The sequence below is a fragment of the Kitasatospora sp. NE20-6 genome (assembly GCF_045862635.1).
This window is the reverse complement of the sequence record NZ_BPRL01000016.1, coordinates 1-11,479: the sequence shown is the minus strand read 5'-3', so window position 1 is coordinate 11,479 and position 11,479 is coordinate 1. Positions and strand designations below refer to the sequence as shown.

Annotated in this window: 10 protein-coding genes and 1 pseudogene; 4 read left to right on the top strand and 7 right to left on the bottom strand. The window is 70.8% G+C overall.

Annotated features, from left to right (window positions below; all coding sequences use genetic code 11):
* The 5 genes from SNE206_RS15255 to SNE206_RS15235 form a co-directional block, all read right to left on the bottom strand.
* Positions 1-1,045 (bottom strand): cytochrome P450 (locus tag SNE206_RS15255; RefSeq protein WP_407913884.1); only part of this gene is annotated, 1,045 nt, incomplete at its 3' end.
* Complete coding sequence (locus tag SNE206_RS15250) at positions 1,042-1,650, bottom strand: GTP-binding protein (RefSeq protein ID WP_407913883.1); 609 nt, start codon at positions 1,648-1,650, stop codon at positions 1,042-1,044. The genes SNE206_RS15255 and SNE206_RS15250, both read right to left, overlap by 4 nt.
* Complete coding sequence (locus SNE206_RS15245) at positions 1,607-1,990, bottom strand: DUF742 domain-containing protein (RefSeq protein WP_407913882.1); 384 nt, start codon at positions 1,988-1,990, stop codon at positions 1,607-1,609. Before SNE206_RS15245 ends, SNE206_RS15250 begins: the two co-directional genes overlap by 44 nt.
* On the bottom strand, positions 1,990-2,403 hold the full coding sequence (locus SNE206_RS15240; protein ID WP_407913881.1) for a roadblock/LC7 domain-containing protein: 414 nt from the start codon (positions 2,401-2,403) through the stop codon (positions 1,990-1,992). The genes SNE206_RS15245 and SNE206_RS15240 overlap by 1 nt, the downstream gene beginning before the upstream one ends.
* A complete protein-coding gene (locus tag SNE206_RS15235) occupies positions 2,400-3,740 on the bottom strand; it encodes an ATP-binding protein (protein ID WP_407913880.1) in 1,341 nt (446 codons plus the stop codon). Before SNE206_RS15235 ends, SNE206_RS15240 begins: the two co-directional genes overlap by 4 nt.
* 208 nt (positions 3,741-3,948) lie before the next feature.
* On the opposite strand from SNE206_RS15235, the pseudogene SNE206_RS15230 reads away from it, so the two are divergent.
* Together SNE206_RS15230 and SNE206_RS15225 are read left to right on the top strand one after the other, a co-directional pair.
* A pseudogene (locus SNE206_RS15230) lies at positions 3,949-4,281 on the top strand (helix-turn-helix transcriptional regulator); the annotation flags it as partial.
* A gap of 114 nt (positions 4,282-4,395) precedes the next feature.
* On the top strand, positions 4,396-5,421 hold the full coding sequence (locus SNE206_RS15225; RefSeq protein WP_407913885.1) for a hypothetical protein: 1,026 nt from the start codon (positions 4,396-4,398) through the stop codon (positions 5,419-5,421).
* Here SNE206_RS15225 and SNE206_RS15220 read toward each other — a convergent pair.
* Positions 5,399-7,192 carry a prolyl oligopeptidase family serine peptidase gene (locus SNE206_RS15220; RefSeq protein WP_407913879.1) on the bottom strand — a complete coding sequence of 598 codons (1,794 nt, stop codon included), beginning with the start codon at positions 7,190-7,192 and terminating at the stop codon, positions 5,399-5,401. The two genes, SNE206_RS15225 and SNE206_RS15220, sit on opposite strands and share 23 nt — an antisense overlap.
* Before the next feature lie 540 nt (positions 7,193-7,732).
* Here SNE206_RS15220 and SNE206_RS15215 point away from each other — a divergent pair.
* A complete protein-coding gene (locus SNE206_RS15215; protein WP_407913878.1) occupies positions 7,733-8,827 on the top strand; it encodes a hypothetical protein in 1,095 nt (364 codons plus the stop codon).
* Between the two features lie 79 nt (positions 8,828-8,906).
* Here SNE206_RS15215 and SNE206_RS15210 read toward each other — a convergent pair whose 3' ends face one another.
* Positions 8,907-9,629 carry a prepilin peptidase gene (locus SNE206_RS15210; protein WP_407913877.1) on the bottom strand — a complete coding sequence of 241 codons (723 nt, stop codon included), beginning with the start codon at positions 9,627-9,629 and terminating at the stop codon, positions 8,907-8,909.
* Positions 9,630-9,900: 271 nt separating this feature from the next.
* On the opposite strand from SNE206_RS15210, the gene SNE206_RS15205 reads away from it, so the two are divergent.
* Positions 9,901-11,479: DUF2637 domain-containing protein (locus SNE206_RS15205; RefSeq protein ID WP_407913876.1), on the top strand; the 1,579-nt coding region annotated here is incomplete at its 3' end.

The window sequence follows — 11,479 nt, the reverse complement described above, 5'->3', positions numbered from 1 at the left end:
TGATCTGGCCGGGGCGCTGGGCGGGGCAGGCGGGCGCCCCGGCCGACCCGGCCAGGGGCGCACCACCGTTGACCAGCGGATCACGGTCGAGCCCGGCGGGGTCGGTGTTCGCGGCGGCGTAGCTGACCAGCACGGGGATGTGCGCGGGGATGGGCACGCCGTGGAACACGGCGTCGCTCCGGAGGTAATGGGCGCCGTAGTTCGCCATCGGCGGCTCGTTGCGCAGCACGTCCTCGATCGCGTGCCGGGTCGTCAGGGCGCCGCCGGCCAGGGTGCTGTAGTAGCGATCATCGGAGAGCATCCGCGAGATGGCGTTGGAGATCAGGTTGGTGGTCGGCTCGTTGCCGGCGCCGACCAGCAGGATGATGTGGTGCAACACCTCCTCGGCCGTCAGGCCGGCGGGGTGGTCGAGGATCCACGAGGTCAGGTCGTCGCCACGCCGGCGCTGCTTGGCCGCCAGGAGCTGGCCCAGGTAGGCCTCGAACGTTGCGGCGGCGGCGATCGCCTGCTCGCCATCGGCCTCCATCATCCCGGCCAGAGCCCGCACTAGGACGCTGGCGCTCGCATCGGGCATGCCGAACAGCCGGTTGAAGACAAGCAACGGCAGACGGCGGGCGTACTGGCCCACCAGGTCGGCCCAGCCCGTCTGGGCGAACTCGCCGATCAGGCCGCTGGCGTAGCCGTGGACCATGGCGCGCAGCTCGTGCGGACGGATCCGAGCCAGGCAGTCGGTGACGACCCTGCGGTAGTGTGCATGACGCTCGCCGTCGGCGAACAGCGGGTTCGGGCGGGGACCGAGCATGCCCAGCAACGGCGAGTCCGGCCGCAACGACGCCCAGATGGAGGAGTCCTTCGACCATGCTCCGGCGGTGTTCTGGAGCAGATCGCGTGCGGCCCAGTAACCGATCACGAGCATGGCCGCCTCGCCGGGGGCGAGTTCGACGGGCACCACGGGCCCGTAGGCGCGCAGCTGCTCGTAGACGGCGCCCGGGTCGGCAGCGAACTGCGGACCGTACAGCCGGGCCAGCGGGGAGATAGGGATCATGGACGGATACCTGCCTGGGCGGTAGCGATCAGGTGGGAGGTCAGGGCGATCAGGGCGCGCAGCGTGCTGCCCTCGTCGCGGGCATCGCACGCCACCAGCGGGGTGGCGGCGGCCAGGTCGAGGTGCTCGCGCAGCACGTGCTCGGGCAGTGGGACGCTGTCGGGGAAGCGGTTGACGGCCACCACGTAGGGCAGACCGCTCTCCTCCACCGCGTCGAACGCCTCGAACGAGGCCGCGAGGCGCCGGGCGCGGGTGTCTACGAGAACCATCGCGCCGGCCGCGCCGTGGGCTGTGTCGGTCCACAGAGAGCGGAAGCGCTGCTGGCCGGGAGCTCCGAACAGGTACAGCACCAGGCTGCCTGCGAGGGTGCGCCGCCCGAAGTCGCTGGCGACCGTGGTGGTGGTTTTGTCCTCGATCCCGGCAAGGTCGTCGACGACCGCGCCGGCCCGGGTCAGGACCTCCTCGGTGTACGCCGGGGCGATCTCCGAGACGCTGCCGATGAAGGTGGTCTTGCCGACACCGAAGCCCCCGGCGACCATGATCTTCACCAGCTGCGGTACGTCAGGAGGACTGCCGGACACCGAGCTCGGCCTTGCGGAGACCATCGAGGACCCTCTCCAGGAGTGTGATGTCAGGGGCGTCCGAGCGCAGCACCGGAGCGTGTGCCTCGATCAGCGAGGCGTTCACCAGGTCGCCGGCCAGCACCCGCGTCACCGCGACCGGCAGCCGCAGTGCCGCAGCCGTCTCGGCCAGCGTCATGCCGGGCCCGGCACCGGCGAGCACGTCCAGCAGCCGCAGGTGCGGCGGATCCAGCCCGCCGTCGGGCACGCTGCCCACCCGCACCCGCAGGAACGTCAGCTGGTCCAGACCGTGCCGGGGCGCGTGCGCCCGGCCACCCGTCGCGGTGTAGGACGGGACGATCCGTCGCGCCTGACGGCCACTCATCAGCCCTCCGCCCGCGCCGCGGTGCCGAACACCCTGCCGAGGGCGGCGACGCTGCGGCTCATCTCGAACGCGACCGTGCCGATGTCCGCCCCCGGCTCCGCCAGGGCCGCCAGAGTGCTGTTCTCCCCGGCCGGCATCACGATCAGGAAACCGAGATCGGACTCGACCACCACCTGACCTACGGCCGGCACCGACGCACTGTCGGTGATCGCCCCGCCCGCCGCGCGGGAGGCACTCAGCAGGCTGGAGACCATCGCACAGGTACGCTCGCCCGCCTCCCGGGACAGAGACGCGGACGCGGCCAGCCGCATGCCGTCGACAGCCGCAACCACCACCGCCTGCACACCCGGCATCGCGCCGAGCTGTGCGACATAGGGGGCCAGATCAGGAACAATCGCAGTGCCTCGAATCACGGGTTCGGCCTCTCTGTGAAGTCGGGGAAGGCGTGTTGCTGGGCTGCGGCACGGCCGGCGGTCGTGCCACGCTGCAGACCGCCATAGATGTCGCGGACCTCGGCGGAGGAGCGTGGGGGAGGGCTTGCGGTAGGGACGGATGCAGTGGGGCCGTCCGCGGGGCGCCGACGGCGACGGTGCGGCAGGTCCGATGCCCCGGCCGTAACCTCGGCCGCCGGAAGCGCAGCCACGGAGGCAACCGGACGCGGGGCCATCACCGAGGCCGGCTGCAGCACCGGGTCCAGCGCCACGAGCAGATCCCCGGGGATGTGTACGGTCGCGCAGGTGCCGCCGAACCGGGACCTGGACAGCTCCACACCGATGTTCAGCGGACGGCACAGCCGACCCACGGCGGCGAACCCGCTCCGCGGCGGATCCCCCAGATCTGTGAGCCGCATCGCCCCGCCGGAGAGCATCCGGGCCACGAACCGAAGATCGTCGGCGTTCATCCCCAGCCCGGCGTCCTCGACCACCACCGCGGCACCGGTCGCCGTCCTGTACAGGCCGACCTCGACCGGCACATCAGGAGCCCCGGCCGAGAAATACTGGCCGTTGGCCATCAGCTCGGCCAGGATCATCGCAACCGGCTCCGCCGCCCGAGCCACCACCCCCACATGGGAATCCCCGCTCAGATGGTTGGACACCCGCAGCCGCCCGTAACCCTCCACCCGTGAGCGTGCGCCCACCACCAGGTCCACCAACGGGGAGTCATCCCGCGACAGCCCCACCGGAGCGCCGCACGCCACCGCCGTGGCCTGCGCCCGCCGCAGCGCCTGCTCATTCAGCGCATCCGCAGCCAACAGGAAGGCGGCCACCTCCTCGTCGGCGAAGCGCTCCTGCGCGCCGACGAGGAGATCCTGCATCCGGTAGCCGAGGGACTGCAGCACCTGAGCCGCCCCCCGGGCCACCGCCTGCCCGGCGAAGTCGGCATTTGCCCGCTCTGCCGTGACTGCCTTGCCCACCATCTCCAGCACAGCCCGGAACCTGCCCTCCAAGCCGCCATCAGCCGCCCGCTCATCCACCGGACCGGGCACAAGCAGGTGTGGGTGCTCCAAGGACGAGACGTACACCGGCAGCCGGGCCGCCACGAAGTGGTCCAGCTCTGCCTCGAATCCCACCAGCCACTTCCGTAGGACGACCGCCTGCTCCTCGGCGCCGGCGAGCCCGACCTGCATCCGGCCCCGGTCGGCCAGGACGAGGGAGACCCGACGGCGAGCGCTCAGCCACAACGCCGCCGCGCCCGCAGCCGCCACACCGGTCACAGCAGTCGGCGCCCAGAGAAGATCGAATATCACCATTGTCAGCGGATCCAGAGGTCGTAGGGGGCCCGCAGTGCGGGAAGAAGATTGTGAGGAGGCCGACCGGGCAGCGGCCGAACACCTTTTTGTCCATGTGCGTGGCGCAGCGCATGGCCTGGAAGGTCCGAGCACGGAACAGACGAGGGTGTTCGCCGGATTCCATGGCAGGACGGACGGGGTGCTGGGGAGGACGGAGCGGCAGGGCCGGATGCCCGATCTCCCGCGGCGAGTCATACGGAATCAGCACGAAGTGCCGAAGAACAGAGCAAACTTGAGGCCTATACGAGGCGTTGCTGCTGCAAACCACCTGCTGAGCTGGGCTCATGCGAGTGCGAAGAAGTTTGGGAATCAGCCAATGGTGGTCAAGAACCGCACAGCACTGGCCTCGCAGCGCGCGATGGCCGGTCACTCGCAGGAAAGCCTTGCAGGGGCGTTGCACGTGGAACGCAGCACGGTTGGCCGATGGGAGAACGGCAAGTCCGAGCCCCGGCACTGGCAGCGGGCCAGACTGGCACAGGAACTGAGGGTCGATGCGGACGAGCTGGAAAGGCTGCTCCAGCAGACCCGCCGGGAAACAACGGCGGCGACCGAGGACGGGCCCGGCCCGCGACCAGACCCTGACCGCACTCCGACCCCTGCCGCCGACGGTAGCGGCGTGCAGCTCGCCTCAGCCGACGCGTTGATCGGTGACTGGTCTGCCGTCAACTCGGCCGCACAGGAGTCCCCGAACGTCCTGCGGGTCACAGAGGACGAGCTGGGCGCCGCGGAGGGCATGCTCGCCATGTTCCGTCAGCTCGACCACACGCACGGCGCTCGACGCTACGCGGAACAGGTCAGCGGCTACATCGACACCGAACTCGACGGTCTGCTCCGCCGCCCTGCCGCCGACGAACGGGTCGCCCGCAACCGTGCCGGACTCGCGGCCGGATTCTGCGAACTCGCCGGCTACCAAGCAGTCGACACAGGAAACCCCGACCGCGCCCAGGCCTACTACGAGCGGGCCCTGACCCTGACAACAGCCACCGGCGACCAGCCGTACGGCGCCTACCTCGTCGCCGTCAACCTCGGACACCTCGCCCTGCACTGCGGACAGCCCGAGACCGCCCTGCGCTGGGCATCCTCGGCACAGGCCGCGGCCATCACCGCGGCAGGCCCCGCCACCCGGGCGGCCATCACTGCCGTCGTCGCCCGCGCGAACGCCAGAATGCAACGGGAGACCGAGACGGCCCGGCTGATCAGGCAGGCCGAGGAACTACTCGACGCCGCGGATCACGAGGACGAACCCGACTGGATCCGGTACTTCACCCACGCCTACCTGGCGGACGAGGTCGCGCACTGCCTCCACGACCTCGGCCGAGCCCCGGCCGCCAGAAGTCAGCTGGCCGACGCCCTCGACGGCGTCGGAAAGGACAAGGTCCGACGTCTCGCCATCGACGCCGCCCTGCTCGCCGCCACCTGGCTGCGCACCGGCGACCTCGATCAGGCGTGCGCGATCGGCAGGGACGCTGTTGCATACGCTGCGAGAACGGGGTCGGGCCGTTGCGTCGAGCGGGTGGCTGGCGTGCTGGCCGACCTCCAGGTCCACGCCGACTACGCGCCGGTGCGCGACCTCCGGGAGTTTGTCCGAGCGGTCCTCCCCGAAGCCGACAGCATGGCGGTCACGCTGTCCCGTGGCGTATGACACGCTGGTAAAAGTCGAGTTCGGCCCTGAGCGCGCGCTCCCGCGACGCAGGATCCGACAGGTAGTGATCGCCCCCTTCCAGGAACAGGCTGTCGTGGTCGTCCCCCCGGGCGGCCAGCTCGTCGGCGAACTTTCTGGCATCGTCGGACGAGGTGATCGTGTCGCGGGTGCCGTGGATCATGAGGACCGGGCGCCGGATGTTGCCGGGTAGTACTGCTCCCGTGGGCCCGCTCAGCACCGCCGCGTGCGGGCGCTGGAATGCCGGCACGGACTTCTCCCACCGGACCGGGTCGATGATCGCCGATACGGCGGTGGCACCGGCGAACGGCGCTGGCCGGCAGGCGGCTTGGAGGGCCGTGTAACCACCTGCGCTCGCACCGCTGATGAACACCGCGCCCGGCGTCGCCAGGCCGGACGCGAGGAGCTGCTCGGCGACGGTGGCACAGTCGTCGACGTCGTACTCGCCCCAGTGGCCGTGCAGCGACTGGCGGAAGGCACGTCCCTGTCCGGTGCTCCCACGGTAGAGGACTTCCGCGACCGTGAACCCGTGGCTGACGAAGAACTGGGTCGTCCAGTCGAGCCGCAGGGGGACGCCGTCGGTCGGGCCGGGATGAGCCCGGACGATCAGCGGTACCTGGCCGGCACCGGCGGGCTGATGCAGCAGGAGCCGGAGCGGTCCGCCCGCCGAGCCCACGGTCTCCACCGAGGGCGGGGAGACCGTCCAGGACGGCGAGGGAGCCGGCTCCGGGCCGACACGCTGAGCGGAACCGGTCGAGCCGACGGCCAGCTCGGCCGACCAGATGGACGCCGGGCTGCTCGGGGTGGACCCGATCACGATCACTGAGCCGTCTGCGACAGCGACGTAGGGCTTCACGGATGTCAGGTTCGGGGCCAACCGGCGCTGCCCGCCCGCCCCGTCGACGGACAGCAGTTCGCTGGTGATCCCGTCCGTGATGGTCAGAACGACCTCGCCGTGCGTGGCGAAACCGTACGACTGGTACCCGCCTTCCCACGGTGCGGGCGTGCAGTCCGCGTCGATCGGGGCCACGGCTTCCACCTCGCTGCCGCTGTGGAGCCGGTACAGGTTCCACCAGCCTGTCCGGTCGGACATGAAGTACAGATGCCCGTCCGGCCCCCACGACGGCTGCACCACCGACTCCTGCGGGCCGCCCGCCACGACGGCGCCCGGTCCGATGGTGCCGGACCCGGCGGGGGCCAGCCGCAGCCGGGAACCGTCCCAAGGCATTTGGTCGCGGTCCCACTCCAGGTAGGCCAGCATGCCCTGCTCAAGTCGAGGGGAAGCGAGGAACCCGGACGAGCGAACCATGACCGAGGTTTCTCCGGACGGGGACACAGAGACTATCTCGTCCATGCTGTCGTGGCCACGGACCGCCAGCAGGACCCCGTCCGAGGTCAGGGAGAGATCCCCGTACTGCACCTGTTCGCCACCGGCGGCGATCCGGACTGGGGCGCCACCGACAGCAGCATGATGGAAGAGCGAACCGTCACCGCCGACGAACCACACGCCGTCCGCTGCAGCGGCGAAATCACCACCGCCGTAGGCATGGAGCTGACCGCCGACCGAGAGCTCCGGCGGAGTCACCGCACGGGCCGTACCGCCGAGGCCTGCACGCATGATTCTGCGACTTCCACCATGATCGGGATCTGACTGCAGCCACCACAACGCACCGGCCGCAAAACGGACCTCGTCGCACGTCACCAGCTTCCGGGCCACCCAGTCGGGTGCCAGCCCGGCGCGCTCGACGGTCATTCGCTGAGGTCCTCCCGGTCTTCCCTGCGGACATGCCCGAAAGCCACCCGCCAGTCCGGGACGGACACTACTGACTTCGCCGCTTCGAGGCGAACGCCGTCGAGTATCTGCGGGACGGCGGCAGGCGCAGCTTCGCGCACCTCGCCAGTGTCGCTCTCGACCGGCTCGAATCCCTTGTGCTGCAACCGCCTCAAGCGACTGCAGTACCGCCCCGAGATCTTCCTCGCCGGAACCGGGTTCTCCCTCGACCTCCCACTGCCGTCACCTTGAAGCGCCCAAATCAGTATCGACTCGGTCCGTAATTCCGGCGGCCCGTCCGGCACGCTGTTCGACGTGGCGGGCGGCTCGGTGTGCGGGCGGCTTGGCTGCGGCAATCCACTGCCGACCGGCGGCCGCGGCCGACCGGCCACCTACTGCTCAAAAGCCTGTAAATCGAAGGTCGCCCGAGACAAGGCCGGGCCCGCCGCCGCCAGCTCCCGGGCCGCGTTGCTGCAGCATGCGGCCCTTGTCGCCGACGCGGCCCGCTCCTTCCTGGCGTCCGTGGACAGTGACCCGGCGACCGCCTACCAGGCTCTCGTCGCGCGCACGGGGTTGCTCGCGGCCACGATCCGGGACGCGGCTGCGGTCGTGCGGGACGAGGTCCGCTGGTCAGGCCTGGACGAGGACGAGCGCGGCGCCCTTCGCATCGAGGAGGAGGTGAACGCCAGCGGTGCCCGGATCCGACTTTCGGGCCGAGCCGAAAAGGAGGCCCCGTCAGGAGCCGTGCGACTGGCCGTCGTTTCGGACCGAGTCGAAACGGGAGCCTCTGCATCCCTCCTTGCCGAGCCCTTCATTTCGGACCGGGCCGAAAGCCTGTCCGCTCCCGGACCGACCCACCCGACCCCCGTTTCGGACCGGGCCGAAACGGCGGCCGATCCCGACCCGGCACCCTCCGCCCCGGAAGCGGACGGCACCCCGGCCGGCCCCGACCTCGCACTGCGTCAGGCCCTCACCCTGCCCACAACGCGCTTCGGCCCGGCCACCCGGACCGACAGCCTTGCCGTCACCTTCGGCGCGGGCTGGACCATGGAGTCCTGGGACGGACCGGCGGCGGGCGGCGTGCACCAGCTGCTCCACGACGGTGTACCCACCGGCTGGTGCGCACCACTGCCCGACGGGTGGGGCCCGGCCGGCTGGATCGGCGCACTCCTCCACGGCGAGGGCCGCACCGCCACCGTCCTCACCGACGACCAGGGACGCCCCCGTATCCACCACGACCACAACGAGGCCCTGGGCGCAATCCGCCAGGCCCACACCGCCCGCCTGCCCCAGGCGCCGGACATGATGCTCGGCCTACCGACCGGCTGGACCTCGCCCGGCCTGCGCAACCTCGGCACTCCTCACCGCTCCTACACCCTCGGCGAGAGCATGGTCCACCTCACCTGGCCCGGTCACCCCGGCCTCCAGGCACTGGAGCGACATGGACAGCTCCTCGGCTGGATCGAGGAGTACGACATCACCGCCGATACCTGGATCACCCTCGTCGGCGACCGCATCGTCGGCGACGCCGCCGACGGCGAACCCTGGCTCTCCGCCACCCCCACCGACGCCCTCACCCTGCTGCGCCTGGCACTCGCACAGGGCCTTGAGTGGTAGATCACTGCGGCCGCTGTCCGAGGCTGTCAACCGTGGGGCTGCCGACCGGAGCGCCGTCGGCCCGACCGGCCTACAGACCCTATGCGGCCATGAGGCAGACAGCGAGGGCTCCCGCGATCATGAAGGGGCCGAAGGCGATGGTGCGCTTCCCGGAAGCCCGCCGGCTCACGAGCAGGCCCACGCCATACAGCGAACCGAGGAGGAAGCCGAGAGTCAGGCCGGCAACCAGGTAACTCCAGCCGAACCACCCGAGTGCGGCGCCGAGGCTCGGTGCGAGCTTGACGTCACCGAGACCGATGTTCGTGACCATGGCACCCACGAGGTAGAAGACGCCGAGAGTCAGGGCTCCTGCGATGGCACGTGCGAACGCACCCTCGTGGTGCCCGGCGATGGCACCGATACCGAGCAGCGTGACCACGCCCACGGCCGTAGGGAAGGTGAGCCGATCGGGAAGCAGATGCGCCGTCCAATCGGCGAGCGTGAGGGCGACACCGCACGCAGACAGCCAGAGCAGCGCACCACCGGTCCAGGAGACACCGACGTCGGCGACGACCAGGCCCCACAACAGCGCGGTCAACACCTCGGGCAGGAAAGCGGGCGCTCCGAGCCGCTGCCCGCACGAAGGGCAGCGGCCCAGGACCAGACGCCACGTGCGGGACGTGAACGGCTCCTGGCAATGGGGGCAGCCGGCCCGCGGGGGCTGGCCGGTGGGGACGGTGAAGGTAAGCGCTGCGCGTCGGGCCGCAGTGCCCGCTCCCAGGCCGAGCAGTCCTGCAAGGAACACGGCCAAGACCATGGGCATGTCGTGATCTCCTGTCAGGAACAGCCGAGCGCAGCCTTGCTGGCCGGATGCCGGCGCATCGAACTGTCATCGTCCCGGACCGCACGCCCCGGTGGCGAACCTGCCCCGCCCCGGCCACGCGGGCAGGGCAGCGGGAGAACCGAAGCGGCAGGGCCGCGAATGCCCGGCGACAACTCGTCACCGCCCGGTAGTCACACCAGGTGCGCCCGCGCCATCTATGGAGGGCGACAGGCGCCGCGCGCGCACGAACGGCAGGGAAGACAGGCAGCTCATGGAGCCCACCTCAGGAGTACAGGACCACCACACCAAGCCGAACGACACCGCCCCCGCCACAGCACCCACCGCTGCAGAGGATGCTGCACCCGGACACCGGCGAGGCGAGCAGGCGCTACTGGGCCTGATCGTGCTCGGCTCCGCCGCCATCGCCGCCATCGGGTTCACCGGAAGCTACGAATCGGTACTGACCCTGGCCCAGCGAAAGGGCTTCGGCTGGTTCTCTTACGTCTTCCCCGTCGGCATCGACGTCGGTATCGCCGTGATCCTGGCCCTGGACGTCTACTACACGTGGAAGCGGATGCCCTTCTGGCCGCTCCGCACGATCGCCTGGCTCCTCACCGCAGGCACCATCGCCTTCAACGCCTCGGTCAGCTGGCCCGACCCGCTCGGAACGACGATGCACAGCCTGATCCCCACGCTGTTCGTGACCGTGGTGGAAGCAGCACGCCACGCAGTACGCCGCACCGCGAACCTCGCAGACCACCGCCGCATGGACTCCATCCGGCGCTCCCGCTGGGCCCTGCAACCCCTGGAGACCTTCCGCATGTGGCGACGGATGGTGCTGTGGGAGATCCGCTCCTACGACGAAGTCGTCCACCTCGAACGCGCCCGAATCCTCTACCGAGCGGAGCTGCGCCACCTGTACGGCCGCCGGTGGCGCTCCCACGCACCACTCGACGCCCTACGCCCGCTGCGCCTGGCCAGCTTCGGCATCGAGACCCAGGCCCTGCTTCAAGCGCTCGCCGACACCCCGCAGTGGAGCGCCGAGCGTCTCGACGTCGCCGGCCCGACGAGGGAACAGACGGTAGGAGAGCGGGCTGCCATTGCGGAGCTGGAAGCTGAACCGGCCGCCGGACAGCCGTCGACGGCGAGTGCACCGCCGCTCGCACCAGCGGCGCCCGACGAACCGTCCGCAGAGAACCTGCCGAACACGCCGGCCGAGACTTTCGGGGCAAGCAGCCCGAGCCCGATCGCCACCAGCTCACCGATCGCTGCCGACCAACACACTCCCTGGCCGGCGCCAGCGAGTGCGGCACCCGTAGGACCGCACCAGACCTGGTCGGCCGAGCCGCCGAACGCGAACCCGGCCGAGCACACACCTGCAGCCCACCCAGGCTGGCCGCGGTCAGTCACCGCGGAAACGCCCGCCCAGGGCATCCATACCGAACCCACCCAGTTGGGCGGGGCCAGGCGCGACTCTTCCCCGGAACCAGCCGCTGCTCCGCCGCGGGCCCCGATGTCCATCACGCCCCCGGCCGCGCCGGCTACGGAACCGGATCCGGTGCCTGCCGAGCCGCATGCCGCCTACCTCAGCCCGCTACCCGTTCCCGCCGCCGAATTGATCCTCGGAGCGGCCGAGCAGCCCACCTCGGCCTCAGCCCCTGTTCCGGGCATGGAGGTGAACGGGCCGGAGAGGGCTGAGGCGCAGCCCGCCGCTGTGCAGCCGCTGTCGAAGAAGGACCGGGCCCGGCTGATCTACCTGGAGCATCAGAGGGAGGGGCGGGGGGGGGGCCGGGGGGCCCCCCCCCCCGCGCGGGCGGGGCCCCCCCCCGGCGCGGGGCCCCCCCGGGGGC